General features: G+C 73.2%; 22 protein-coding genes. 12 read left to right on the forward strand and 10 right to left on the reverse strand.

Translation table 11 applies throughout. The features are described from left to right. Positions 1 to 55: 55 nt before the first annotated feature. The gene (gene lpdA, locus AB0E83_RS00225; RefSeq protein ID WP_362103839.1) at positions 56 to 1,459 is read right to left on the reverse strand and encodes a dihydrolipoyl dehydrogenase; all 1,404 of its coding nucleotides are present in this window, start codon (positions 1,457 to 1,459) and stop codon (positions 56 to 58) included. A 158-nt stretch (positions 1,460 to 1,617) separates the two neighbouring features. Between lpdA and AB0E83_RS00230 the strand changes: the two genes are divergently transcribed. Continuing rightward, complete coding sequence (locus AB0E83_RS00230) at positions 1,618 to 2,313, forward strand: GntR family transcriptional regulator (RefSeq protein WP_362103841.1); 696 nt, start codon at positions 1,618 to 1,620, stop codon at positions 2,311 to 2,313. Then, a complete protein-coding gene (locus tag AB0E83_RS00235) occupies positions 2,310 to 3,587 on the forward strand; it encodes an MFS transporter (RefSeq protein WP_362103843.1) in 1,278 nt (425 codons plus the stop codon). The genes AB0E83_RS00230 and AB0E83_RS00235 overlap by 4 nt, the downstream gene beginning before the upstream one ends. A gap of 19 nt (positions 3,588 to 3,606) precedes the next feature. Here the strand turns inward: AB0E83_RS00235 and AB0E83_RS00240 are convergent, their stop codons facing one another. Genes AB0E83_RS00240 through AB0E83_RS00255 form a run of 4 tightly spaced genes read right to left on the reverse strand, consistent with a single transcriptional unit; the run spans position 3,607 to position 7,115 of the window. After that, a complete protein-coding gene (locus tag AB0E83_RS00240; RefSeq protein ID WP_362103844.1) occupies positions 3,607 to 4,326 on the reverse strand; it encodes an ABC transporter permease in 720 nt (239 codons plus the stop codon). A gap of 16 nt (positions 4,327 to 4,342) precedes the next feature. After that, the gene (locus tag AB0E83_RS00245) at positions 4,343 to 5,254 is read right to left on the reverse strand and encodes an ABC transporter ATP-binding protein (protein WP_362103846.1); all 912 of its coding nucleotides are present in this window, start codon (positions 5,252 to 5,254) and stop codon (positions 4,343 to 4,345) included. Continuing rightward, positions 5,251 to 6,153 carry an ABC transporter permease gene (locus tag AB0E83_RS00250; protein ID WP_362103848.1) on the reverse strand — a complete coding sequence of 301 codons (903 nt, stop codon included), beginning with the start codon at positions 6,151 to 6,153 and terminating at the stop codon, positions 5,251 to 5,253. Before AB0E83_RS00250 ends, AB0E83_RS00245 begins: the two co-directional genes overlap by 4 nt. After that, complete coding sequence (locus tag AB0E83_RS00255) at positions 6,150 to 7,115, reverse strand: ABC transporter ATP-binding protein (RefSeq protein WP_362104252.1); 966 nt, start codon at positions 7,113 to 7,115, stop codon at positions 6,150 to 6,152. Before AB0E83_RS00255 ends, AB0E83_RS00250 begins: the two co-directional genes overlap by 4 nt. A gap of 250 nt (positions 7,116 to 7,365) precedes the next feature. On the opposite strand from AB0E83_RS00255, the gene AB0E83_RS00260 reads away from it, so the two are divergent. The 5 genes from AB0E83_RS00260 (at position 7,366) to AB0E83_RS00280 (ending at position 12,158) form a co-directional block, all read left to right on the forward strand. Then, the gene (locus AB0E83_RS00260) at positions 7,366 to 8,211 is read left to right on the forward strand and encodes a M24 family metallopeptidase (protein ID WP_362103850.1); all 846 of its coding nucleotides are present in this window, start codon (positions 7,366 to 7,368) and stop codon (positions 8,209 to 8,211) included. Next, positions 8,211 to 10,010 (forward strand): SDR family oxidoreductase, encoded by a 1,800-nt coding sequence (locus AB0E83_RS00265; protein WP_362103852.1) that lies wholly within the window; start codon positions 8,211 to 8,213, stop codon positions 10,008 to 10,010. Before AB0E83_RS00260 ends, AB0E83_RS00265 begins: the two co-directional genes overlap by 1 nt. A 104-nt stretch (positions 10,011 to 10,114) precedes the next feature. Continuing rightward, the gene (locus AB0E83_RS00270; RefSeq protein ID WP_362103854.1) at positions 10,115 to 11,056 is read left to right on the forward strand and encodes a MerR family transcriptional regulator; all 942 of its coding nucleotides are present in this window, start codon (positions 10,115 to 10,117) and stop codon (positions 11,054 to 11,056) included. Positions 11,057 to 11,152: 96 nt separating this feature from the next. Then, a complete protein-coding gene (locus AB0E83_RS00275; RefSeq protein WP_362103856.1) occupies positions 11,153 to 11,698 on the forward strand; it encodes an RNA 2'-phosphotransferase in 546 nt (181 codons plus the stop codon). 7 nt (positions 11,699 to 11,705) lie between these two features. Next, entirely contained in the window at positions 11,706 to 12,158 is a 453-nt protein-coding gene (locus AB0E83_RS00280; protein WP_362103858.1) for a hypothetical protein, read from the forward strand. On the opposite strand, the gene AB0E83_RS00285 is transcribed toward AB0E83_RS00280, so the two are convergent. Both AB0E83_RS00285 and AB0E83_RS00290 read right to left on the reverse strand, forming a co-directional pair. After that, positions 12,139 to 13,407 carry a hypothetical protein gene (locus AB0E83_RS00285; RefSeq protein WP_362103859.1) on the reverse strand — a complete coding sequence of 423 codons (1,269 nt, stop codon included), beginning with the start codon at positions 13,405 to 13,407 and terminating at the stop codon, positions 12,139 to 12,141. The two genes, AB0E83_RS00280 and AB0E83_RS00285, sit on opposite strands and share 20 nt — an antisense overlap. 254 nt (positions 13,408 to 13,661) lie before the next feature. Next, positions 13,662 to 14,555: an LLM class flavin-dependent oxidoreductase gene (locus tag AB0E83_RS00290; RefSeq protein ID WP_362103861.1), complete on the reverse strand. Its 894-nt coding sequence runs from the start codon at positions 14,553 to 14,555 to the stop codon at positions 13,662 to 13,664. Between the two features lie 101 nt (positions 14,556 to 14,656). On the opposite strand from AB0E83_RS00290, the gene AB0E83_RS00295 reads away from it, so the two are divergent. From AB0E83_RS00295 to AB0E83_RS00310, 4 genes are read left to right on the forward strand one after another with little or no spacing between them, the layout of a single operon-like run. Then, positions 14,657 to 15,007, forward strand: a complete 351-nt coding sequence (locus AB0E83_RS00295) for a hypothetical protein (RefSeq protein ID WP_362103863.1) — start codon at positions 14,657 to 14,659, stop codon at positions 15,005 to 15,007. 52 nt (positions 15,008 to 15,059) lie between these two features. Continuing rightward, positions 15,060 to 16,196: a hypothetical protein gene (locus AB0E83_RS00300; RefSeq protein ID WP_362103864.1), complete on the forward strand. Its 1,137-nt coding sequence runs from the start codon at positions 15,060 to 15,062 to the stop codon at positions 16,194 to 16,196. Between the two features lie 55 nt (positions 16,197 to 16,251). Continuing rightward, positions 16,252 to 16,500: a hypothetical protein gene (locus AB0E83_RS00305; RefSeq protein WP_362103866.1), complete on the forward strand. Its 249-nt coding sequence runs from the start codon at positions 16,252 to 16,254 to the stop codon at positions 16,498 to 16,500. Beyond that, positions 16,497 to 16,898 (forward strand): DNA-binding protein, encoded by a 402-nt coding sequence (locus AB0E83_RS00310; protein WP_362103868.1) that lies wholly within the window; start codon positions 16,497 to 16,499, stop codon positions 16,896 to 16,898. The genes AB0E83_RS00305 and AB0E83_RS00310 overlap by 4 nt, the downstream gene beginning before the upstream one ends. A gap of 215 nt (positions 16,899 to 17,113) precedes the next feature. Here AB0E83_RS00310 and AB0E83_RS00315 read toward each other — a convergent pair whose 3' ends face one another. Next, positions 17,114 to 18,028: a DUF72 domain-containing protein gene (locus AB0E83_RS00315; RefSeq protein ID WP_362103870.1), complete on the reverse strand. Its 915-nt coding sequence runs from the start codon at positions 18,026 to 18,028 to the stop codon at positions 17,114 to 17,116. Between the two features lie 354 nt (positions 18,029 to 18,382). On the opposite strand from AB0E83_RS00315, the gene AB0E83_RS00320 reads away from it, so the two are divergent. After that, positions 18,383 to 19,240, forward strand: coding sequence for a Cof-type HAD-IIB family hydrolase (locus AB0E83_RS00320; RefSeq protein ID WP_362104254.1), 858 nt, complete (start codon positions 18,383 to 18,385; stop codon positions 19,238 to 19,240). Here AB0E83_RS00320 and AB0E83_RS00325 read toward each other — a convergent pair. Continuing rightward, on the reverse strand, positions 19,237 to 20,952 hold the full coding sequence (locus tag AB0E83_RS00325; RefSeq protein ID WP_362103872.1) for a GAF domain-containing protein: 1,716 nt from the start codon (positions 20,950 to 20,952) through the stop codon (positions 19,237 to 19,239). The two genes, AB0E83_RS00320 and AB0E83_RS00325, sit on opposite strands and share 4 nt — an antisense overlap. Positions 20,953 to 21,197: 245 nt before the next feature. Continuing rightward, the gene (gene cydD, locus AB0E83_RS00330; RefSeq protein ID WP_362104256.1) at positions 21,198 to 24,749 is read right to left on the reverse strand and encodes a thiol reductant ABC exporter subunit CydD; all 3,552 of its coding nucleotides are present in this window, start codon (positions 24,747 to 24,749) and stop codon (positions 21,198 to 21,200) included. Positions 24,750 to 24,792 lie beyond the last annotated feature (43 nt).

The following is a 24,792-nucleotide window of genomic DNA, read 5'->3' on the forward strand; positions in this document are numbered from 1 at the left end:
CCCGTCAGTGCCTATCACCCGGAACCGGGGGTGGCCCGGGAGGCCGGGCGGCGCCTCAGAAGTTGATCATGTGGCCGGCGATGCCGTGGATCGCTTCCTTGACGGCCTCGCCCAGGGTCGGGTGGGCGTGCACGTTCCGCGCGACCTCGTGGACGGTGAGGTCCCACTGCTGGGCCAGGGTCAGCTCGGGGAGCAGCTCGGTGACGTCGGGGCCGATCAGGTGGGCGCCGACGATCTCGCCGTACTTGGCGTCGGCGACGATCTTCACGAAGCCGGTGGAGTCGCCGAGGCCGTGCGCCTTGCCGTTCGCCATGAAGGGGAACTTGGCGACCTTGACGTCGTAGCCCTTCTCGCGGGCCTGCGCCTCGGTGTAGCCGAAGCTGGCGATCTGCGGCTGGCAGTAGGTGGCGCGCGGGATCATGGCGTAGTCGAGCTCCATGGTCTCGGCGTCCGCGATCGTCTCGGCGGCGATGACGCCCATGGCCTCGGCGGTGTGCGCGAGCATCAGCTTCGCGGTGACGTCGCCGATGGCGTAGATGTGCGGCACCGAGGTGCGGGCGCGGCCGTCGACGTCGATGGCGCCGCGCTCGGTGAGGGCGACGCCGGTGTTCTCCAGGCCGTAGCCGGAGACGTTCGGGGCGAAGCCGATGGCCTGGAGGACCTTGTCGGCCTCCAGGACCTTCTGGGAGCCGTCCTTGCCGGTGACGGTGACGCGGACCTGCGGGCCGGACTCGTCGATCGCGTCGACGCGGGTCGAGGTGAGGACGTCGATGCCGAGCTTGCGGTACTGCTTCGCGAGCTCCTTCGAGACCTCCTCGTCCTCCAGCGGGGCCATCCGGTCGAGGAACTCGACGATGGTGACCTTGGTGCCGTAGTTGTTCAGCACGTACGCGAACTCGATGCCGATCGCGCCGGCGCCGGCGATGACGATCGACTTCGGGGCGTCCTCGGCGAGGATCTGCTGCTCGTACGAGACCACGCGGTCGCTGAGGGAGGTGCCGGGCAGCAGGCGCGGGGAGGCGCCGGTGGCGATGATGCAGTTGTCGAAGGTGATCGTCTGCGTGGTGCCGTCGGCCTTCGCCACCTGGAGGGTGTTCGCGTCGAGGAAGGTGCCCCGGCCGTCGAACTCGGTGATCCCGTTCTTCTTCATCAGGAAGTGGACGCCCTTGACGCGGCCGTCCGCGACCGTGCGGCTGCGGCGGAACGCCTCGCCGTAGTCGAAGGAGACCGTGCCGTCGACCTTGATGCCGAAGGTCTTGGCCTCGTGGTTGAAGATGTGCGCCAGTTCGGCGTTGCGGAGCAGCGCCTTGGTGGGGATGCAGCCGACGTTCAGGCAGACACCGCCCCAGTACTTCTCCTCGACGACCGCGACCCGCTTGCCCAGCTGGGCGGCGCGGATGGCGGCGACGTAGCCGCCGGGGCCAGCTCCGAGTACGACGACGTCGAAGCGGTCTGACATGACTGACTCCCGAAGGTGAATGAGGGTGTTCGGTCCACGTACGAGCCCACAGTAGTCCCGTCGCCCGGCGGCGCCCCGGTGGAACCGCTCACCTGTGGATGACTTGTAGGATGACTGGGCAACCGGGCGAATCTACTGGACATGGAGGTACGGAGCGGATGGCGGCACTGAGAGCGGCGGGACGGACCTCGCTGGTGGACTCCGCGGTCGAGCAGCTGCGGGCCCAGCTCGCCGAGGGCGAGTGGTCCGTCGGCGACCGCATCCCGACCGAGCACGAACTCGCCCAGCAGCTCGGCGTCGGCCGCAACACCGTCCGCGAGGCGATCCGGGTCCTCGTCCACGCCGGGCTCCTGGAGTCCCGGCAGGGCAACGGCACCTTCGTCCGCTCCACCGCCGACCCCGCCGCCGTGCTGCGCGGGGTCCGGCACGCGGGCGCCCGGGACGTCCTGGAGCTGCGGACCGCCCTGGAGGCGGAGGCGGCCCGGCTCGCGGCCGGGCGGCGGGACACCCACGACCTGCTGCGGCTGCGGGCCGCCCTGACCACCCTGCGCGAGGAGGGCGACCGGGACGCCGACGCCGACCTCGCCTTCCACCTCGCCGTGGTCGCCGCCACCCACAACGCGGCCTTCATCGAGGTCTACCGCTTCTTCTCCGCGCAGGTCCACGAGGTCCTGGTGGAGGCGCTGGGCGACCGCGCGATGCCCCCGGTCGACATCGACGCCCACGAGGCCCTGGTCGCCGCCGTGGAGGCCGGCGACGCGGACGCCGCCGAACGCCAGGCCCGCGAGCTGCTGCGGATCCCGGCGGAGGCGCTCGCGGCGCTGCCGGGGGAGTCCGGGGAGGTGCGCGCGTGAGGGGCACGGACACGGAGACGGGCCCCGCGCGCGTGCTGGTCGACGCCGAGGCGGACGTACGGCCCTCGGCCGCCGGGGCGGCCGCGCGGAGGGCGCTGCTCGCCCATCCGGTGCTGCTGCTCGTCGGCATCGTGCTCGCCTCGCTCAACATGCGGGTGGCGCTCGCGAGCGTGGCCCCGCTGGTCGGCGAGATAGCCGGGAGCTTCGGGCTCTCCTCGACCGCCGGCTCGCTCATCACCTCGATCCCGGTCCTCTTCCTGGGCCTCGGCGCGCTGGTCGCGCCCTGGCTGGGCCGCCGCTTCGGCGCCGAGCGGACGGTCCTCGCCGCGCTCCTGCTGCTCGCCGGCGGGATCCTGCTGCGGCTGCTGCCCTCGGTGGCGGCGCTGTACGGCGGCGGGGTCCTCGTCGGCACCGCCATCGCCCTGCTCAACGTGCTGATGCCGGGGCTGATCAAGCGGGACTTCCCGGAGCGGGCCGCCACGATGACCTCCGTCTACACGGGGGCGATGGTGGCGGGCGCGACGGTCGCCGCCGCGGCGGCCGTGCCCCTGGAGGAGGCGCTCGGCGGGGGCTGGCAGGGCTCGCTCGGCTTCTGGTCGCTGCTGGCCGTGGTGGCGGCGGTGGCCTGGCTGCCGCAGGTGCTGATCGCCCGGGGCCGCACCGGCCACGAGGTGCGGGCCGTTCCGGCCGCCGGCGCCGCGCCCACGCGCGTGTGGCGCTCGGCGCTCGCCTGGCAGGTGACCCTCTTCATGGGCCTTCAGTCGCTGTGGTCGTACGTGCTGATCGCCTGGATGCCGACGATCTTCACCGACCACGGGATGAGCCGCTCCGAGGCCGGCGTGGTCTTCGCCTTCAACAACCTGATCCAGATCGCCGGGGCCTTCGTGGTGCCGCTGCTCGCCGGCCGCATGCGGAGCCAGCGTCCGCTGGTGGTGCTGGTGACGGCGATGGTCGCCGCCGGTTACGCGGGGCTGCTCGTCGCCCCGGCCGAGGGCGCCTGGCTCTGGTCGGCGGTCCTCGGGGTGGGTCAGGGCGGGGCCCTGGGGCTCGCGCTGACCCTGATCGTGCTGCGTACCGAGGACGCCCCGACGGCCGCCCGGCTCTCCGGGATGTCCCAGACGGTCGGCTATCTGATGGCCGCCGCCGGGCCGCTCGCGGCCGGTGCCCTGCACCAGGCGACCGGCTCGTGGACGCTGCCGATCTCGCTGGTGCTCGCCGTCTGCGCGGCGGCCGCGGGCGTCGGCCTGCTCGCCGCCCGCGACCGTACCGTCTGACGCTCCGTCCGGGGAGGGCCTACTCCTCGCCGGCCAGCGTCAGCGTGCGCAGCTTGTGGCCGGCGAACCAGGTGGCGCCGAGGGTGACGGCGACGAGCAGCACCGTCGCCGTCGGCAGGGCCACGTCCGAGCTGATCAGCCCCTCGCCGGTGACCTTCTCGGCGAGGGAGAGCGCCCACTGCTGGACGCTGAGGGTGCGGGCGCCGGCGATCAGGGAGCCGAACAGCGCCTCCCAGACCAGGGCGTAGACCAGGCCGATGACCACGGCGTGCCGGCTGACCGTGCCGAGCAGCAGGAAGAGCGCGCTGTAGGCGATGGAGGCGACCAGCGCGGCGACCGTGTAGGCGACGGCGACCTGCTGCCCGTTGCCGTTCAGGATGAAGCCGGCGATCAGCGTGGGCACGGCCGAGAAGACCATGGTCACGGCAATGGCCACGATCAGCTTGGTGGTGATGATCGTCGACCGCTTCACCGGCTTGGAGAGCAGGTAGACGATGGAGCCGTCGTCGATCTCCGGGCCGATCGCGCCCGTGCCGGCGATGACGCCGATCAGCGGGACCATCGTGGCCAGCGCGAAGCCGCCGAGGAGGTCGGCCGCGACCTGGTCGTCGGCGCCGTTGAGGACGCGGACGGCCGCGGCGATGATCAGGAGCAGGCCGGGCAGGAGGAAGAGGATCGCCGCCCGGCGGCGGCCGAGGAGGGCCCGGTAGGTGAGCCGGGCGACAGTGGGGTCGTACATATCGGTCAGGCTCCTTTCAGGCCGCGACGAGATACGAGAAGACGGATTCCAGGGACTCGTCGGAGGGCGAGACCGTCAGCAGCCGGATTCCCCGCGCGCGTGCGACCCGCGGCAGCAGCTCGGTGAAGCGTCCGAAGTCGACGGCCTGGATCCGCAGGCCGCCGTCGACCGCGTCGACCTCGATGCCGGCCGTGGACGGGTCGGCGATCAGCGCGGCGGCGAGCGCCCGGTCGTCGCTGGAGCGGACCAGGTAGCGGTGCGGCCGGTCGGTCATCAGGCGGCGGATCCGGCGGAAGTCGCCGGAGGCGGCGTGCCGGCCGGCGACGATCACCTCGATGTGGGAGGCGAGCTGCTCGACCTCCTCCAGGATGTGCGAGGAGAACAGCACCGTCCGGCCCTCGGCGCCCATCCGGCGCAACAGCTCCATGAGCTGCATCCGCTGGCGCGGGTCCATGCCGTTGAACGGCTCGTCGAGCAGCAGCACGGACGGCTCGTGGACGAGGGCCGAGGCCATCTTCACGCGCTGCCGCATGCCCTTGCTGTACGTGGCGATCTTCCGGTCCTGCGCGTACTCCATCTCCACGGTGGCCAGCGCCCGCTGGGCCTCCGCGGCGCCGAGGCCCTGGAGTTCGGCGTTGGCCACCACGAACTCGCGGCCGGTGAGGAAGTCGTACATCGCCTCACGCTCGGGGACGACGCCGATGGAGCGGTAGACCGACTCGTTGCGCCAGACCGGCTCGCCGTCGAGGGTCACGCTGCCGGTGGAGGGGTCGAGGAAGCCGCCCATCATGTTGATGAGGGTGGACTTCCCGGCGCCGTTGGGGCCGAGGAGGCCGGTGACGCCGGGGCCGATCGACATCGTGATGTCGTTGACCGCCACCACGTTCCCGAACCAGCGCGAGACGTGGTCGATGTGCAGGGTGCTCACAGTCCGACCTTCCGGTAGCGGGCCATCAGGATGCCGTAGCAGCCGGCGATGAGGCCGAGGACCACCACGAGGTAGACCACGCCGGTCCCGGACCCGACCGGCACCTCGCCGGGGAAGGAGGCGGGAGCGCCGAGGAAGGCGTTCTGCAGGCCGATGACGAGGGTGAGGGGCGAGAAGAGGCCGAGCCAGGCGATGGCGTCGGTGTTCTCGGTGGCGTAGGAGATGCCCTGGAGGGTGGAGACCGCGCCGTAGGAGATGGTGAGGACGGCGATCACGGCGGCGACGCCGAAGCCGCGGCGCGGGGTGAGCGCGGCCATGACCAGACCGATGCCGCCGAAGAGGACCGACAGGACCGCGACGGAGACGAGGCCCTGGCCGAACAGCTTCGCCTGCTCGGCGAAGTCCATCTTCGCCAGCATCGAGCCGATCCACATGATCAGCAGCGGGGTGGCGGTGAGGATGAACAGCGCCGAGGCCATCGCCCCGTACTTGGCGAGCACGTAGTCCACCCGCTCGATGGGGCGGGAGAAGTACAGCGGCACCGTGCGGAACCTCAGGTCGCGGGAGACCGACTGCGGGGCCTGGGAGGCCAGGTAGACGGCGATGACGAGCTGGAGGTAGACCGCGTACTGGGTGTACTCCATCAGCAGCTTGTCGGCCTTGGTGTACACCCCGATCGCGACGACGATCAGCGCGGGGACGCACATGACGCCGGCGAGCAGCATCGGCAGCACCTTCGACTTGGCGCTGCGGCCCAGGCCGTACGCCCCGCGCAGGGACTGCGAGAAGAGCGAGCGGCGGGCGTAGGAGCGGCCGAGCCGGGGGCCGTCGTAGGACCGGTATCCGATGTTGTGGATCCGGGTGGTGTCGGGGGCGGCCTCGGGGGCGGGAGTGCTCATCGGGCCTTGACCTCCTCGTGCTGCGCGGCGGCCTCGGGACGGAAGACCTCGGCGATGTGGTGGCGGCGCTGCTCCATGCGGACCAGGCCGAGGCCGAGGTCGGCGACGGTGTCGCGCACCAGGTCGTACGTCTCCTCGCCGGCGGCCTCCAGGAGCAGGATGTGGCCGGCGCCGGGCAGGCCCTCCTCGACGCCCTCGTGGAGGTGGACGCCGGCGGCGGCGAGGGCGGCGCGCAGCGCGCCGGTGCCGTCCGGGTGGGCGTCGGAGTCGGTGACCTCGACCGCCAGGGTCGTGGTGGTGCGGGTGAAGTCGCTGGTGGAGCTGGACCGCAGCAGCTTTCCGCCGTCGATGACGACGACGTGGTCGCAGGTCCGCTCCAGCTCGCCGAGGAGGTGGGAGGTGACGAGCACCGAGATGCCGAAGTCGGTCCAGACGCGGCGGATGAGGCCGAGCATCTCGTCCCGGCCGACCGGGTCGAGGCCGTTGGTCGGCTCGTCGAGGAGGACCAGCTTCGGGTCGTGGACCAGGGCCTGGGCCAGCTTCACCCGCTGTTTCATGCCGGTCGAGTAGCCGCCGATGGGGCGGTAGCGCTCCTCGTACAGGCCGACGTGGCGCAGGGTGTCGGCGGTCCGCTCGCGGGCGGCGGCCGGCGGCAGGCCGGACATCCGCGCCATGTGGACGACGAACTCGGTGGCCGAGACGTCCGGCGGGAGGCAGTCGTGCTCGGGCATGTAGCCGACACGCTCGCGGATCTCGGGGCCGTGCGTCGAGACGTCGAGGCCCAGGACCTCGGCGCGGCCCTCCGTGGCCGGGGAGAGCCCGAGCAGGATCTTGATCATCGTGGACTTGCCGGCTCCGTTGGCGCCCACCAGTCCGGTCACACCGGGCCCGATGTCCAGGGAGAGCCGGTCGAGAGCGGTCACCCGGGGGAACCGCTTGCTGAGGCTTTCGGTGGCGATCACAGTCACGGTTCGAAGGTAGTGGCGAATGCCACAGGGATCGTCAGCCCTACGGATCGATCCCTCTCCGACTTCCGGCGTACGGACCCTGAGGCGGGTCGGGACGAAAGTCGTCGGGGCGCCGGCCGGCCGGGGTTTTCCACAGGGGCTCGTGCACACCCCTTGACGCAGCCGCCGGGCATTGTCACATTCATCGGTGTCAAGTTACGGACGCGTAGTGCGACCGTGCGCTCACACCGGACGGGCGGGTGGCATGACCTCAGCAGTGGCAAGCGAACTGACCGCGGAACTGCGGGGGTTCAGGGAAGTCCAGCAGCTCTCCTACGCCTGCGCGGAAGCGGTCGCGGCGCAGCTCAAGCCGGGCGTGACCGAGCGCGAGGCGGCCCGGATGCAGCGCGAGTGGCTGTACGAGCGGGGTGTGAAGGACTGGTTCCACCGGCCGTTCGCCTGGTTCGGCGACCGCACCGCCTTCGTCGACTTCAAGATCCCGCTCCAGTTCTTCCCCACCGACCGGCGGCTGGAGGCGGGGATGCCCTTCATCCTCGACATGGCGCCCGTCTACAAGGGGTACACGGCGGACATCGGCTACAGCGGCTGCCTCGGGCTCAACCCGCTCCACGACAAGCTCCTCGCCGACCTGCGGGAGCACCGCGAGCTGATCCTGCGCGAGGTGCGCGAGCGGCGCAGCCTGCGCGAGATATACGAGGACGTGGACCGGCTCATGGTCCGCCAGGGGTACGCCAACCGGCACCGGGCCTATCCGTTCGGCGTGATCGCCCACAAGATCGACCGGGTGCGGGAGCGGCGGTTCGCACCGACCCTGTTCGGCTTCGGCACCCAGTCCCTCAAGGGCCTGGTGAGCGACGCCCTGCACGGCCACCGGGACGGCTGGTCGCCGCTCTGGTCCCCCTACAAGTTCTCCGACCACCCGCCCACGCCGGGCCTCTGGGCGGTCGAGCCGCACCTCGGATTCCGGGGGACGGGCGCGAAGTTCGAGGAGATCCTGGTCGTCACCGACTCCAGGGACCCCGAGCAGAGCGCGTTCTGGCTGGACGACGACCTGCCGCACGTGCGGCGGTGGAACGAAGGAGCGGTGTGATGGCGGGCGCGGGACTCGAGGGGGCGCGGGAGCGCCGGGTCCGGACGGGCGGGATCGAGCTGTGCGTCGCCGAGCTCGGCGACGCCGACCGGCCGACGGTACTGCTCGTGCACGGCTACCCGGACTCGAAGGAGGTCTGGTCCGAGGTCGCGGTGCGGCTGGCCGAGGAGTTCCACGTCGTGCTGTACGACGTGCGGGGCCACGGGCGTTCGACGGCGCCGACGCCGCTGCGCGGCGGCTTCACCCTGGAGAAGCTCACCGACGACTTCCTGGCCGTCGTGGACGCGGTCAGCCCGGACCGGCCGGTCCACCTCGTCGGCCACGACTGGGGTTCGGTGCAGTCGTGGGAGTTCGTGACCGTGGAGCGCACCGAGGGCCGGATCGCCTCCTTCACCTCCGTGTCGGGCCCGTCGCTCGACCACTTCGGCCACTGGATCAAGCGCCGGGCGGCCCGCCCCACCCCGCGCCGGGTCGGGCAGCTCCTCGGACAGGGGGCGAAGTCCTGGTACGTGTACATGCTGCACGCCCCGGTCCTGCCGGAGCTGGCCTGGCGCGGACCGCTGGGCAGGCGCTGGCCGAAGATGCTGGAGCGGATCGAGAAGGTCCCGGCCGGCGACTACCCGACGCCGTCGCTGCCCAGTGACGCGGCCAACGGTGCCTGGCTGTACCGGGACAACGTCCGGGCGCGCATGCTCCGGCCGCGCCCCGACGCCTTCGCCCACGCGCCCGTGCAGCTGATCACCCCGACCGGGGACGCCTTCCTCTCCGAGCGGCTCTACGACGACCTGGGCGACTGGGTGCCGGAGCTGACCCGGCGGAGCCTGCCGGGCAAGCACTGGGTGCCGCGCACCCGGCCCGACCGGCTGGCCGCGTGGATCACGGACTTCGTCCGCGCCCACGAGGAACCGGCGGCGCGGGCGCCCCGGCCGGCGGCGGAGTCGGCGGCGAAGGGCGGGGTGCGGCCGGAGTACGCGGAGCGGTTCGGCGGTCAGCTGGTGCTGGTCACCGGCGCGGCCAGCGGCATCGGGCGGGCCACCGCCTTCGCCTTCGCGGAGGCCGGGGCGCGGGTGGTGGCGGTGGACCGGGACGCCGAGGGCGCGGCCCGGACGGCGGAGATGGCCCGGCTGATCGGCGCCCCGGAGGCCTGGGGCGAGGCGGTGGACGTCTCCGACGAGCAGGCGATGGAGAAGCTGGCCGTCAAGGTGGCCGCCGAGTACGGGACCGTCGACGTCCTGGTCAACAACGCCGGCATCGGGCTCACCGGTTCCTTCTTCGAGACGACCAGCGAGGAGTGGAAGCGGGTCCTGGACGTGAACCTGTGGGGCGTGATCCACGGGAGCCGGGTGTTCGGGGCGCAGATGGTGGCGCGCGGCCAGGGCGGCCACATCGTCAACACGGCCTCTGCGGCCGCCTTCCAGCCCTCGCGGGCGCTGCCGGCGTACAGCACCTCGAAGGCGGCGGTGCTGATGCTGAGCGAGTGCCTGCGCGCCGAGCTCGCCGGGCGGTCCATCGGGGTGAGCGCGATCTGCCCGGGGATCGTGAACACCAACATCACGGCGACCGCCCGGTTCGCCGGGGTCACGGACGCGGCGGAGGAGAAGCGGCGGCAGCGCAAGGTCTCGCGCCTGTACGGCCTGCGGAACTACCCGCCGGAGAAGGTCGCCGACGCGATCCTGGACGCGGTGCTGCACGACCGGGCGGTCGTGCCGGTCACCCCGGAGGCGCGCGGCGCCCACGCCCTCTCCCGGCTGGCCCCGGGTGCCCTGCGCGCCCTGGCCCGCTGGCAGCCGCCGGCGTAGGGGGCCCGGCCGTCCGCCCGGGACCGGGGGCCGGGCGGACGGCCGTACGATCCCTCGCGTGAGGGCCCCGCGCGGGGTGGAACGATCGGTCGGTGGGAGCGGGTTTGTCCGAGCAGTCAGCAGTGCGGCCGGAGTACCGGATCGAGGATCTCGCCCATCACAGCGGGGCCACCGTCCGGACGATCCGCGCCTACCAGGACCGGGGGCTGCTGCCCCGCCCGGAGCGGCGGGGCAGGTCGAACGTGTACGGGGACGGCCACCTGGCCCGGCTGCGGCAGATCGCCGACCTCCTCGACCGGGGCTACACCCTGGCCTCGATCAAGGAGCTGCTCGAAGCGTGGGACACGGGCCGGGGGCTGGGCGGGGTCCTCGGACTGGTCGCCGAGGTCCAGGGGCCGTGGACGGACGAGGAGGCGGCCCGGATCACCCGGGCCGAGCTCGACGCCCGCTTCGGCGGCACCCCGGACGAGGACGCCGTCCGGGAGGCGGTCGAGCTCGGTGTCCTGGAGCGGCTGCCGGGCCGGGACACCGAGGAGTACCTGGTGCCGAGCCCCCAAGAGCTGGCGGTGGCCGTGGAGTTGCACGCGGCGGGCGTCCCCCTGTCGGCGATCACCGGTCACCTGAGGGAACTTCGGGAGCAGGTCGAGCACATAGCGGGCCGTTTCCTGGAGTTCACCACCGAGCACGTCTTCGCCCGCTACCTGGAGCACCGGCCGCCGACGGACTCCGACGCGGCCGAGGCGGCGACGATGGTGCGGCGGCTCAGGCCGCTCGCCCAGCAGACGGTGGACGCCGAACTGGCCCGGGCCATGCGGATCCTGGCGACCCGTCACCTCCAGATCCACCTGTCCCCCGAACCGCCGCCCGCGCAGGACGAGGAGCCGCGTCCGGTGCAGGTTCCGGCGGGCACGATCAGGGCCGTTCAGGAGCTCGTCGGCGCGGAGAACGTGTCCGCCTTCGTGACGGCCGCCACGGAACGAGAGCTCAACAAAAGAACATTGGACTCACTTGCGGCAAATGCCCCTGATTCGCCCATAGTTCAATAAACCATTTGATTCTTCAGGGCGGTTGTCCACAGAATCCCCAACGGGCCTGTGGATAACTTGACTTGGCTGTGGACCAAACCTGAAGGGGAAAGAACGATGGACGAACGTCGTACGGTGAAGGTGTCGAAGTACCTCTCGAAACACCTGCGGCACCAGCCGGAGCGGATCGGCCTGGTCCTCGACGCGCACGGCTGGACCGAGATCGACGCGCTGCTCGCCGCCGCGGCCGCACACGGGTTCCCGATCAGCCGCGCGGAGCTGGACCACGTGGTCGCCACCAACGACAAGAAGCGGTTCGCGGTCGAGGGCACCCGGATCCGGGCCAGCCAGGGCCACACGATCGACGTCGACCTGGACCTGCCGGCCGCCGAACCGCCCGCGTACCTCTACCACGGCACGGTCGCCGGCCGGCTTCCCGCGATCCGGGCGGAGGGGCTGCGGCCCTTGGCCCGCCACGACGTGCACCTCTCCCCCGACCGCGAGACGGCCACCCGGGTCGGGGCGCGCCGGGGCCGGCCGGTGGTGCTGAGCGTGGACGCCGGTGCGATGCACCGGGCGGGGCACGAGTTCCGGGTCAGCGCCAACGGGGTCTGGCTCACCGGGGCCGTGCCCCCGGAGTTCATCCGCTTCCCCGAGGCATGATCGGAGGATGGCCCACCCCCACCTGCCCAGCACCCAGGCCGCCGTCGAGGCCGTCCGCGCGCTCGCCCGGGAGTTCCACCTGGAGATGACGGTCACCGACGACATCGGCGCGGACCAGACCTCCCGCCGTACCTCCGCCGGCGCCTTCAGCGTGCTCGACGAGGACGGCTCGCTGCCGCACGAGGCCTTCGTCGAGCTCGGCGGATCCCCGCACGTCTCCGTGCGGCTGTATCCCGAGGACGACGCCAGGATCACGGTGGACGGCGTCGAGTTCGCCGATGTGCCGAGGGACGCCGTCCCCGGCTTCGTACGGGCGGTCCACACCGGCCTGGCCCATGTGAAGGGACGGTTCTTCCCGCCCGGCCAGTGGCTGATCGTCCCCGTGCCCGGCGGCGAGACCTACAAGGAGCTCGTCCCGATGATGACGCTCACGCCGTGGCTCAGCGGGCGCGTCCGCTGACGCGCGGCCCCTTCCAGGGGAGGTGGAGGCGGGCCGTACCGACGACCGTGCCGGGGATCCCGCCCGAGGTGGGCACGACGAAGGCCGGAACCGCGCCTTCGTAGGGGACGCCGAGCATGACGACCTCCTGGAGGCTGACGAGGGTGAACTCGTCGTCCCCGTCGGGGTCTTCCCCCTCGTCCCCGTCGTCCCCGTCGTCCCCCTCCGGGCCGCCGTCCTCGGCCCCGTCATGGGGAAAGGCGTGGGGAAAGACGAGTGACGCCCAGGTGAAGACGGCCAGGGGTGCGCTCAGGTCGGTGTCGTCGGCGGCGTGGATCCGGGCCGTGCCCTCGCCGTCCGTCGCCTTGAGCACGCGCACGGCCGGCAGCTCCTCCCGGCGCATCACCAGGAAGCGGCGGTGGGTCCGGAGCCCCGTGCACGCCAGGGAGATGCCGGGCAGTCCGGCGGCCAGGGCGAGCAACTGCCGGCCGAAGGGGTCGTACGGCTCGGCGACCAGGCGGCGCCAGGTCCCGTCCTCCAGCACCGTGACGGTGGCCCCGACGCGGTGGTCCTCGGGAAAGAGGGCCTCGACGGAGAACCGGCGGCCCTCGGGACCGCGGAGCCGCAGCGACGTCTCCGTACGGCTCGTGACCTCGGCCTCGACCCGGGTCGCCCGGGCGGCCCGCTCCTCGTCCTCGTGCACTCCGTCCAGGCCCAAGAGGGTCGTCGCGGCGGCCACCGCGCACAGCAGCAGGCCGGCGGTGAGCGGGCGCGTGCCCCGTCGCGGCAGGTCGGCGGGGTTCATCGGGCGGGTGACCGCACCGGAGGCCCGTACGAAGAGCAGGCGCTGCCGGCGGCGGGCGGCCAGGCGGGCACAGGCGGAGGCCCAGGCGAGGGCGAGGACGGCGAGCACCGCCGCGTTCGCCGCGCCGGACGCGGCGGTGGGGGCGGGGAACTGGTCGGTCGCCACCATGACGGCGAGGGCCGGGGCGGCGAGGAGCGTGAGTTCCGGGAGCCGGACGGTCCAGTGCAACAGGCCGAGGGCCAGGCCCGTCTGGACCATGCCGACCCAGTCGGGGCCGCACGGGGAGGCGTCGGAGCACACGGGCACCGGCTCCGTGGCGATGGCCGCGAACACCGTCACCAGCAGTCCGAGGAACGGCCACAGGGGCCGGGCCCACCGGCCGGGCCCGGCGGCCGCCCAGGCCGTCGCGTCGGCCGCCCGCCAGCCGGGCACCCCGTCGGCCGGCGGACCGGAGGGCAGACGCACCAGCTCGGGCCTCGGGCTCGGACTCGGGCCTGGGATCGGACTCGGGCTCGGCTCCGGCCCTGGGCTCGGCTCCGGCCCTGGGGACGGTGAGGAGGCCGGTATCGGCGCCGGGGTCTGGGACATGACAGGAGTATGCGGGAGCCCCGGCGGTCACCGGTGAAAGCGCCGGCGCCGGCCATCGGCTGCCCGTACCAGCGACCTCCGCCGGTGCCGGGCGCGGCACCCGGCACCGGCGGAGGCACCGGCCGCGCGCGTCAGCCGAGCCGGCCGAGGGCCTCCGTGGCGATGGCCTCGAAGACGGCCTGATCGGCGGCGAAGACCGAGTCCTGGATCGGCCAGTGGATCACGATCTCGGTGAAACCGAGGTCGCGGTGGACGCCCGCGAAGTCCACGAAGGCTTCGAGGGAGTCGAGCACGGCGTTCTTCTCCGGGGTGAAGCCGGTGAGCAGGACCTTGTCCAGCTCGGCCACGTCCCGGCCGCTCTCCGCGCACGCCTTGCCGAGCCGCTCGATCTGGCCGCGCAGGGCCTCCGCCGACTCGGCCGCGGTGCCCGTCTCGTACAGCTTCGGGTCGCCGGTCGTCACCCATGCCTGCCCGTACCGGGCGGCGAGCCGCATGCCGCGCGGGCCGGTCGCCGCGACCGCGAAGGGCAGCCGGGGGCGCTGCACGCAGCCGGGGATGTCGCGGACCTCGTCGGCCGAGTAGAACGTGCCGCGCTCCGTCACCACGTCCTCGGTGAGCAGCCGGTCGAGCAGCGGGACGAACTCGGCGAACCGGTCGGCCCGCTCCTTCGGCGTCCACGGCTCCTGGCCGAGCGCGGTGGCGTCGAAGCCGTTGCCGCCGGCCCCGATGCCGAGGGTGACCCGGCCCCCGGAGACGTCGTCGAGCGTGATCAGCTCCTTGGCCAGCGTCACCGGGTGCCGGAAGTTGGGCGAGGTGACGAGCGTGCCCAATCGCATACTCTGTGTAGCTGCCGCTGCCGCCGTCAGCGTGGGAATGGCACCGAACCACGGCCCGTCCCGGAACGACCGCCACGACAGGTGGTCGTACGTGTACGCGGCATGGAAGCCGAGGTCTTCGGCCCGCCGCCAGATCTTCTGCCCTTCGGCCCACCGGTGGATGGGGAGGATCACCGTGCTCAGACGCATGACCTCGACGATACGCGGGCTCTCCGCTGCCATGGTTCTGCCGGCGGCCCAGATTCGGGAAGCCGCTTCGACGTCGCTGTGCGGGCCACTACCGTGGCGTCATGGGCACGCTGGGCAGGGCCGGGCTTGAGGCCATGATCGAAGAGGCGACGGTGGGCGCCCACGGCGAGGGCGAACAGCTGACCGGTCTGTTCACACTGCTTGAGGAGCACCTCGCCCTGCCCTTCGCCACCGCCGTTCTCGGCGCCGAGGTGACGGTACGCGGCGTCGACCTCACGCCCGACGGCAGGATCGTCGCCTTGTGCTCTCGCGGTCACGCCCGGCAGTCGATCGGGATCCTGGATCCGCCGTCGCCCAGCCCGGCGCCCGAAGGGGCGAACGGGGTCTCCCCTGCTCGAGCGGAGCCGAGAGCTCGGGGAAGGATCGAGGCGTACCGTCACTGGGCCGGTTGAGGCCGGGCACCCCTCACTTCACGCGGAACCGGCTTGCACGAAAGGGCTGAACGTGGCTGACGCCGTACAGGGCGCGGGTGGACCCTCGCCGGCCGACCTCATCGAGCGCAGCGCCGAATTGAAGGAGCGGCTGGTCACCTTCGCACAGAGTGCCCGCTTCGAACGGTGGCTGACACCCCTCCTGCTGGAGGCCGCTGGACCTGAACGGCAGTTGGACGAGGGCGAGGCGATCCGGATCACCGACCACTTCGTCCTGCGGTACCGCCTGCCGGACGGTTCGACCGTGGTGGACCGGTTCGTCGCCGGCCGGAAAGACCTGACCGCGGCCGACCGGGAAATGCTGCTCGGCTGGCGTGACCCGGTCGAGGGCGTCTTCGAGATCCGGCGCAAGGACGGGGATGCCGTCGTCCTGCTGAACCTCGTCGACGACCTGGAGTACCGCACGTACTCGAACGTCGGGCGGGCGGCGTTCCGCGGAGTGTCCGAGGGGGGATTCCTCCATACCTGCCTGGTACCCGTCCACCCGGTCGGCGGGACGTGGTTGGTGTCCGGGGCGATGACGAGCTACCCCAGGTCCAGCGCCACCGAGATCGCCCGGGCAGCTCTGCAACTGGCCACACACCACCCCGAACTGGTCTTCCGCAACCCCCGGAAGATCGAGCAGGGATGGCAGCGGATGCGGGAGGACCGAGCAGCGTTCATCGAGTTCTGCGGTGGCGACGAACTGGTCCTTCCGCCTGCTGAAGCCGAGGACCTCCTCAACGCCCACTACCGCCACCGCCAACTGCCCTTCTTCGAGCTGCCGTCAGAACTGGCGGACTCGGACACCGTCGGCGTCATCTACGACCAGGTCGACGGACTCAACTTCTACGCCGACTACGGGATGCTGCGGGACCTCTTCGCGGAGCCCGCCCTCACGGGTCGCAGACAGCACCAGGACCTGCTGCGCACGTACCTGCGCGAGGAGTCGATCACGCCACTGCCGATCCGCCGGCTGGTCGCCGCTCACCCGGAGACGGCGGACGCCGTGTTCCGGAAACTGCTGAGGAAGCCCGGATTCACCTGGAGCGAGCACGGTGACGCGCTGCTGCGCCGACGCAAGCCCTGGTACTACGAGAGCGACCCGCGCCCCGGGGTGTCCGTGATCGGCGATCGTCTACGCGAGCTGCTCGGTGCGGGACGGCGCTGAGCTCGCAGGCGGAGAAGCCCGAGAGAGGGCGCGCATACCGCAGTATGCTGGCTCCATGGCTGATACGACCCGCATCACGGTCACTCTGCCCACGGAGCAGGTGGCGGAGCTGAAGAGGCTCACGGACAACGTCTCCGGCTACGTCGCGGAGGCCGTCGCCCGCCAGATCAGGCACCAGCTGCTCGGTGAGGAGCTGCGCCGCTACGAGGATGAGCACGGCGCGTTCACCGACGAGGAGCTGGCCGCGGCCCAGGCCAGGATCTTCGGCACGGCCGAGCACGAGGAGCCGGCGAGCGCCGCGTGAACCACCGCATCGAGACCGTCGTACTGGACTCCCAAGGGCTGTCCGCCTGGATCTCACAGGACCGGGCCGTGCTCGCGATGATCCGGTCCTTCCACTCGATGGCTGCCGATCTCGTGGTCTGCGTCAACACCATCGTGGAAGTCATGCACGCCCGGGTGAACACCGCCCGACTGAACTGGGTGCTCTCCCAAGTCAAGGTGGAAGCGGTGACCGAGCAGGCGGCCGGAGCCGCCGCCGGCCTACTGAAGGAAACCGGCCTGCACGGCCACAAGTACGCAATCGATGCCACCGTCGCCGAGCTCGCGCTCCGCCAGCCAGGCCCGGTGGCCATGCTCACGTCGGACATCGACGACATGGCCAAGCTGTGTGGTGACCGCGTCCGGCTCATCGCGCTCTGATCCGCTTCGGTCGGGTCGGGACCAAGACGCTCAGCGTACGTCTTCCCAGGGCAGGCCGCGATGAGTGAGCGAGGTTCGACCGGTGGGGCAAGATCCTGCTGACCGGCTTCATCCCGGCCCCCGGACCGGGGTCGACCGCTGGAGTCTGAGGATCACCGTGCTCCGTCGCATGCCGTCGACCCTGCGGGGCACCCCCTGCCGTTCTGCGTCGTCGCTCAGGACGGCCGTTCCGCCCGGTCGCCCGGGGCGGAGGCGCCGGACGGCGTGCCGAGGAGACGGCCCATCGTCTCGGCGGCGCGCACGGACGCGTCACCGCAGCAGTTGTTGAACAGGACGTGGACCTCGCGGGCCCGGTCGGCCATCTCGCGGACGGCCGGCGTCCAGGACGCGAGCTCCTCCGGCGTGTACCGGTGGCGGAACCGTTCTTCCTTCGAGCCCGTTCCCCAGGCGCGGTTGCGGCCGTGGAAGCGCAGCACCGCGAGCCGGTCGGAGGGGACCGGGGCGACCGGCGGGATGGACGTGGGGAGCGTTTGCGCCATGTCCACGGCCACGGCGGCCAGGTCCAGTTCCGCCAGCAGGCCGAAGGTGGCGGCGTAACGGTCCGGCCGCCACCAGTCGGGGTGCCGGAACTCCACCGCCACCGGCCAGCCCTCGGTGCGTTCCCTGCACCGGCGCAGCATCGACGCCGCCGACGCGCCCGGCGCGAGCCAGGGAGGGAACTGGAAGAGGACCGTCCCCAGGCGCCCCGCCCGGCGCAGCGGCTCAAGGGCGCCGCTGAACCGGCGCCACACCTCGTCGAGCAGCTCGGGGTCCGCCGCCGTCCGGCCGTTCCGCCCGGTCGGTGCCGTCCGCAGGTCGGCCGGCAGCGCGCCGGGCCGGGTCGGATGCCCGGTCAGCAGGGAGAACGCCTTCACGTCGAACCGGAAGCCGTCCGGGGAGCGCTCGGCCCAGAGCGCGCTGTTCCGCGTGCTGGGCAGCCCGTAGTAGGTGGCGTCCACCTCGACCAGCGGAAATCTCGTGGTGTAGTACCGCAGCGCGGCCTCCGCGCCGCGGTGGCCTTCCGGGTACCAGCCGCTGGACAGCAGCTCCCGGTCCGTCCACGAACACACCCCGACGAGAACGTCACCCATGGCGGGCGTCTGCCCGGCCTCCGGTCCGCTGATTCCTCCCTGTCTCCTCACGCTCGTCCCCTCTTCTTCAATTTCCCCCTGTTCCTTCCTTTTCCTCCCTGTTCCTTCCCGAGGCCTGCGATCCCCCACCGGTACGGGCCCGCCCGCCCCACCCCACCCGGCCTACTCAAATGTGCGGTGACCCGCACGCCCGTGCGGTCGGTGCGGAACAATGAGGAGGTGACCTCTCCCCGACCCTCGACCCGATCCGCCGGCGCTCCCGTCGGCCCCGCCGGCGCCCGCTCCGCCGGCTCCCCCGCCACCCACCCCACCGTCCGCTCCGGCGGCGAACCCGCCGGCCGCCCCGCCGCCCGGCTGATCGCCACCGACCTCGACGGCACCCTCCTGCGCGACGACAAGTCCGTCTCCGAGCGCACCGTCGCCGCCCTCGCGGCGGCCGAGCGGGCGGGGATCGAGGTCTTCTTCGTCACCGGCCGGCCCGCCCGCTGGATGGACGTGGTCAGCGCCCACGTCCACGGCCACGGCCTGGCCATCTGCGCCAACGGCGCCGCCGTCGTGGACCTGCACGCGGGCGGCGTCTTCCTGGAGGTCCGCCCCCTGCCCCGGCCCGTCGCCCTCGACGTCGTACGGGCCCTGCGGGCCGCCGCCCCCGGCACCAGCTTCGCCGTCGAGCTGACCACCGGGATCCACTACGAGCCGCAGTACCCGCCCTTCTTCCTCGACCCCGGCGCCACCGTCGCCACCGCCGAGAAGCTCCTCTACGAGGAGGAGCCGGGCGCCGCCGCGCCCGTGCTCAAGCTGCTCGCCCAGCACCCCGCGCTCGACCCCGACGCCTTCCTGGCCACCGCCCGGGAGGCCGCCGGCGACCTCGCCTCCTTCACCCGCTCCAGCCCCACCGCGCTCATCGAGATCAGCGCCCTCGGCGTCTCCAAGGCGTCGACGCTCGAACTCTGCTGCGCCCAGCGGGGCATCACGGCGGACGAGGTCGTGGCCTTCGGCGACATGCCGAACGACATCGAGATGCTGAGCTGGGCGGGACGCTCGTACGCCATGGGCAACGCCCACCCCGACGTGATCGCCGCCGCCTCGGGCCGCACCGTCGGCAACAACGAGGACGGCGTCGCCGTCGTCATCGAACGGCTCGTCGCCGAAGCCCTCGCGGCGGGCCCCGCCCCCGGAGCCCCGGCCCGGGGCGACGAACCCCGGCTCTAGAGAGGCGCCTCCCACACCACCGACGTGCCGCCGCCGTCCTCGCCGAGGCCCGGGCCGCACCAGCTCGCGCCGCCGAGCGACTCGGCGCGGCGGGCGAGGTTGTGCAGGCCGCTGCGCCAGCCGCCCTCCGGCAGGCCGACGCCGTCGTCCGCGACCGTGAGCCGTACCCCGGGCGAACCGTCCGGCAGGGTCACGGTCGCGTCGACGACGACCTCGATCCGGGCCGCCTCGGCGTGCCGGAAGGCGTTGGACAGCGCCTCGCGGAGCGCGGCGATCAGGTTCTTGCCGGTCAGTTCGCCGACGGTGGCGTCGATCGCGCCGAGGAAGCGGTGCGCGGGCTTGAAGCCCAGCGGCACCGCCGCCATGTTGATCTCCCGCAGCACCCGGGTGCGCAGCCCCGACGGGGCCTCCGCGGGCCCCTGCTGGAGCGCGAAGATCGCCGTGCGGATCTCCTGGATGGTCACGTCCAGTTCGTCCACGGCCTTGCCGACGCCCTCCTGGACGGCCGGCACGACCGCCTTCCGCTGGGCGCCCTCCAGCATCATCCCGGTGGCGAACAGCCGCTGGATGACGAGGTCGTGCAGGTCGCGGGCGATCCGGTCGCGGTCCTCGAAGACCGCGAGCCGCTCCCGGTCGCGCTGCGCCTCGGCCATCATCAGCGCGAGCGCGGCCTGCGAGGCGAACTGGGTGGCGAGGGTCCGCTCGGCCTCGGTGAAGGGCTTGCCGCCCCGCTCGCGGGGCATCGCGAGCGCGCCGAGGACCCGGCCGCCGCTCTGCAGCGGCAGGATCATGCCGGGCCCGTACGCGGCGCTCATCGGGGTGACCATGCGCGGGTCCGTCGAGGCGTCCTGCATGAAGACGGCCTCGCCCTCCAGGAGCTGCTCCACGATCGCGCTCTCCGGCGAGACGACCACGCCGAGCAGCCGGGTGGCCCGCTCCGAGGAGACCGCGACGATCTCCAGGCCGCCCTCCTCGGCCGGCAGCAGCACAATCCCGGCGTCCGCGTCGGCGAGCCGGCGGGCCTGCTCGGCGACGACGGCGAGGGCGTCGTCGGCGTCGCCGCCGGAGAGCAGGGCGGTGGTGACGGCGACCGAGCCGTCGATCCACCGCTCGCGCTGGCGCGCGGCCTCGTAGAGCCGGGCGTTGCCGATGGCGATGCCGGCCTCGGTGGCGAGCACCCGGACCATGTGCTCGTCGTAGTCGTTGAACTCCTCGCCGCCCCGCTTCTCCGCGAGGTAGAGGTTGCCGAAGATCTCGCCCTGGACGCGGATGGGGACGCCGAGGAAGGTCCGCATCACCGGATGGCCGGCCGGGAAGCCCGCCGAGCGCGGGTCGGAGGCGAGGTCGGCGAGCCGGATCGTCCGCGGCTCGCGGATGAGCGCGCCGAGCAGCCCGGCGTGCCCGTCGGGCCGGCGTCCGATGCGCCGGGCCACGTCCTCGGCGACGCCGTACGTGACGAAGTCGGAGAGCCCCTCGCCCTCCTCGTCGACGACCCCGATGGCCGCGTAGCGGGCGTCGGCGAGCTCCGCGGCGGTCTCGCAGATCCGGTCGAGGGTGGTGTGGAGTTCGAGGCCGGTGCCCACCGACCGCATGGCTTCGAGCAGCTGCGGCACCCGGGCGGTCAGCTCCGTGGACAGCCCTTGGAGGCTCCGGGTGGCCTCCGTGGCGGTGGCCAGGGGGTCCGGGGATTCGGGCGTGGCGGCGGCGGTCATGGGCCCGAGCCTAGTTAGTCCCATTTGGCGAGAAAAGTCGGCCGCCTGACTCCGACCGCTCCGGCCCTGCTCCCACGCACAGCCCCGACCGCCCGACTCCGACCGCCTTGGCCCCGCCCCCACGCACAACCCCGACCGCCCGGCCCCGATCACCGCGGTCCCGGCTCCGGCCCCGCTCCCGGCCCCCGATCACCGCGGTCCGATCCCCGTGCCCCGGTCATCGCGAACCGGTCACCGCACCCCGATCACCGCGACCCGGTCACCACCGGCCCGGCCTCCCCCGCCCCGCCGAGGAGCAGGTCGGTCGCCCGCTCCTGTTCCAGCATCCGGCGCAGCGGCCCGTCCTCGGCGGCGAGCTCGGCGTACGGCCCGCGCTGCACCGTCCGGCCGCCGTCGAGGACCACCACCTCGTCGACCGCGTCGAGGCCGCGCAGCCGGTGGGTGATGAGGACGGTGGTACGGCCCTCGGTGGCGCGCAGCAGGTCGTCGGTGAGCGCGTCCGCGGTGGCCAGGTCCAGGTGCTCGGCCGGCTCGTCGAGGACGAGGACCGGGAAGTCGGCGAGGAGCGCGCGGGCCAGGGCGAGCCGCTGCCGCTGGCCGCCGGAGAGCTTCGAGCCGTGCTCGCCCACGAGGGTGTCGAGCCCGTCGGGCAGCCCGTCCACCCAGTCGAGCAGCCGGGCCCGGCGCAGCGCCTCCCGCAGCCGCTCGTCGTCCGCGTCGGGACGGGCGAGCCGCAGGTTCTCCCGCACCGAGCTGTCGAAGAGGTGCGCGTCCTGCGCGCAGAGCCCGACCGAGCGGCGCACGTCGTCGCCGTCGAGCTCCCACGCGGGCACCCCGCCGAGCCGGTACGTGCCGGCCTCCACGTCCAGGAAGCGCAGCAGCACCTGGGCGAGGGTCGTCTTGCCCGAGCCGGAGGCGCCGACGACGGCGACCCGCCGCCCGGCCTCCAGCGTGAGCGCGAACCCGTCGAGCGCGGGCCGGTCCTGCCCGGCGTACCGCGCCCCGATCCCCGCCAGCTCCAGCGGGAACGGGCTCGCCGGGGGAGCGGCGGGCACGGCCGGCTCCCGTACGGGGACGGGCGCGTCCAGCACCTCGAAGACCCGCTCGGCGCTGTGCTTGACCCGCTGCCGGTACTGGACGGCGAGCGGCAGCCCGGTGACGGCCTCGAAGGCGGCGAGCGGGGTGAGCACGACGACCGCGAGGGCGACCCCGTCGAGCCGGCCGTCCCGCACGGCCTGGACGCCGACGAGGGCGGCGGCCACCACCGTCAGACCGCACACCACGGCCGAGAGCCCGGCGCCGAGCGCGGCGGCGGCGGACTGCCGGGAGGCGATGCCGGTGAGGACGCGGTCGGCGGCCTTCGCCCGGTCGAGCCGCTCCCGCAGCGCCCCGGCCACGGTCAGCTCGGCGCAGCCGCGCAGCGGATCGGCGACGGCGGTGGCCAGCGCCCCGCGCGCCGGGGCGAGCCGCCGCTCGGCCCGGCGGGCCAGGGCGGCGCCCAGCGGCGGCACGAGCACGCCCGCGACGATCAGGCCGGCCGCGAGCACGGCGCCCGCCTCGGGCAGCAGCCAGGCGGTGAAGCCGACCGAGCCGAGCCCCACGACGAGCGCGGCACCGGCCGGGAGCAGCCAGCGCAGCCAGTAGTCCTGGAGGGCGTCGACGTCCTGGACGAGCCGGGAGAGCAGGTCGCCGCGCCGGGTGCGGCGCAGCCCCGCGGGGGCGATCCGTTCGAGCCGCCGGTAGACGGAGACCCGCAGCTCGGCGAGGATCCGCAGCACGGCGTCGTGCGAGACGAGCCGCTCGGCGTACCGGAAGACGGCCCGGCCGATGCCGAAGGCGCGGGTGGCGGTCACGGCGACCATGAGGTGCAGCACCGGGGGCTGTTCCGAGGCCCGCGAGATGAGCCAGCCGGAGACGGCCATGAGTCCCACGGCCGAGCCGAGCGCCAGGCTGCCGAGCAGCAGCGCGAGCCCCATCCGCCCCTTGAGCCCGCCGGCCGCCGCCCGGACCCGGGCGAGAACGCCGCCCCCGGTCGCGGATGCGGACGCGGGTACGGGCTCCGCCGCGGCGGCCGCCGGGCCCGGGGCGGGTGCGGGGGCGGAGGCGACGGCGGCCGGGGTCCGGTCGGCGTCCGCCCCGTCGGCGCGGTCCGCCGCGCCGGCCGCCGCCCCGACCGTCACCACCCGGTCGGCGACGGCGAGCAGCGCCGGCCGGTGCACGACCAGCAGCACGGTCCGCCCCGCGGAGAGCCGCCGCACCGCGTCGACGATCCCGGCCTCCGTCTCCCCGTCCAGCGCCGCCGTCGGCTCGTCGAGCAGCAGCAGCGGCCGGTCCGCCAGGAAGGCGCGGGCGAGCGCGAGCCGCTGCCGCTGTCCGGCCGAGAGCCCGGCCCCGTCCTCGCCGAGCACGGTCGCGGCGCCCTCGGGCAGCCCGGCCACGAAGGAGTCCGCCCCGGCGTCCCGCAGCGCCGCCCGCACCTCCTCGTCGCTCGCCTCCGGCCGGGCGAGCCGCACGTTCTCGGCGACGGTCCCGGCGAAGAGGTACGGCCGCTGCGGCACCCACGCGATCCGCGACCGCCAGGCCTCCGGGTCCAGCTCCGCGAGGTCCACGCCCCCGATCCGTACGGCTCCGCCCTCCTCCGGCTCCGTGAAGCCGAGGACGACGTCGAGCAGGGTCGACTTCCCGGCGCCGCTCGGCCCGACGAGGGCCACCTTCTCCCCCGGCTCGACGGTGAGGCTCGCCGCGTCCAGCGAGGGTTCGGCCCGGCCGGCGTGGCGGACCGTCACCCGGTCCAGTTCGATCCGGAGCGCGTCCGGCACCGCCCGCGTACCGCCGCCGCGCACCGGGGCCTGGAGGACCTCGAAGATCTCCTCGGCCGCCGCGAGCCCCTCCGCCGCCGCGTGGAACTGCGCGCCGACCTGGCGCAGCGGCAGGTAGGCCTCGGGGGCGAGGACCAGGATGACGAGCCCGGTGTAGAGGTCGAGGGTGCCGTGGACGAGCCGCATGCCGATGGTGACGGCGACGAGCGCCACCGACAGGGTGGAGAGCAGTTCCAGGACGAAGGAGGAGAGGAAGGCGATCCGCAGGGTGCGCATGGTCGCCCGCCGGTAGTCGGCGGTGATGGCACGGATCGAGGCGGCCTGGGCCTTGGCCCGGCCGAAGACCTTGAGGGTGGGCAGACCGGCGACGACGTCGAGGAAGTGGCCGGAGAGCCGGGAGAGTAGCTTCCACTGCCGGTCCATCCGGGCCTGGGTGTACCAGCCGATCAGGATCATGAAGACCGGGATGAGCGGCAGGGTGACGACGATGATCGCGGCCGAGACCCAGTCCTCGGTGACGATCCGGGCGAGGACGGCGAGCGGGACGACGACCGCGAGGCCGAGCTGGGGCAGGTAGCGGGCGAAGTAGTCGTCGAGCGCGTCCACGCCCCGGGTGGCGAGGGCGATGAGCGAGCCGGTGCGCTGTCCGCCGAGCCAGCCCGGTCCGAGGGCGGTGGCCCTGTCGAGGAGCCGGCCGCGGAGTTCGGACTTGACCGCGGCGCTCGCCCGGTGGGCGGCGAGCTCGGTCAGCCAGGAGACGAGGCCGCGCCCGGCCGCGACCCCCGCGAGCAGCAGCAGGGGAGTGGTGAGGGCGGAGACCGACAGGCCCTTCTGGAAGGCCCCCACCACGATCTCGGCGATGAGCATCGCCTGGGCGACGACCAGCGCCGCCCCGGCCAGGCCGAGCACGACGACCGCGGCGAGGAAGAAGCGGGTCGCCCTGGCGTACCGGAGCAGACGCGGGTCGATCGGTTTCACGTGAAACATGCCCCTCTGGATGAGCGCCCGGGCCCTCGCGGAC

Origin of the sequence: Streptomyces sp. NPDC035033, assembly GCF_040636735.1 — a bacterium.
GTDB lineage: Bacteria > Actinomycetota > Actinomycetes > Streptomycetales > Streptomycetaceae > Streptomyces.

Coding starts and splice junctions, on each gene's coding strand:
- AB0E83_RS00295 (WP_362103863.1), top strand. CDS start 14,657: ATGGGCACGCTGGGCAGGGCCGGGCTTGAGGCCATGATCGAAGAGGCG.
- AB0E83_RS00290 (WP_362103861.1), bottom strand. CDS start 14,555: ATGCGTCTGAGCACGGTGATCCTCCCCATCCACCGGTGGGCCGAAGGG.
- AB0E83_RS00250 (WP_362103848.1), bottom strand. CDS start 6,153: ATGAGCACTCCCGCCCCCGAGGCCGCCCCCGACACCACCCGGATCCAC.
- AB0E83_RS00240 (WP_362103844.1), bottom strand. CDS start 4,326: ATGTACGACCCCACTGTCGCCCGGCTCACCTACCGGGCCCTCCTCGGC.
- AB0E83_RS00230 (WP_362103841.1), top strand. CDS start 1,618: ATGGCGGCACTGAGAGCGGCGGGACGGACCTCGCTGGTGGACTCCGCG.
- AB0E83_RS00305 (WP_362103866.1), top strand. CDS start 16,252: ATGGCTGATACGACCCGCATCACGGTCACTCTGCCCACGGAGCAGGTG.
- AB0E83_RS00275 (WP_362103856.1), top strand. CDS start 11,153: ATGGACGAACGTCGTACGGTGAAGGTGTCGAAGTACCTCTCGAAACAC.
- AB0E83_RS00325 (WP_362103872.1), bottom strand. CDS start 20,952: ATGACCGCCGCCGCCACGCCCGAATCCCCGGACCCCCTGGCCACCGCC.
- lpdA (WP_362103839.1), bottom strand. CDS start 1,459: ATGTCAGACCGCTTCGACGTCGTCGTACTCGGAGCTGGCCCCGGCGGC.
- AB0E83_RS00260 (WP_362103850.1), top strand. CDS start 7,366: ATGACCTCAGCAGTGGCAAGCGAACTGACCGCGGAACTGCGGGGGTTC.
- AB0E83_RS00315 (WP_362103870.1), bottom strand. CDS start 18,028: ATGGGTGACGTTCTCGTCGGGGTGTGTTCGTGGACGGACCGGGAGCTG.
- AB0E83_RS00265 (WP_362103852.1), top strand. CDS start 8,211: ATGGCGGGCGCGGGACTCGAGGGGGCGCGGGAGCGCCGGGTCCGGACG.
- AB0E83_RS00280 (WP_362103858.1), top strand. CDS start 11,706: ATGGCCCACCCCCACCTGCCCAGCACCCAGGCCGCCGTCGAGGCCGTC.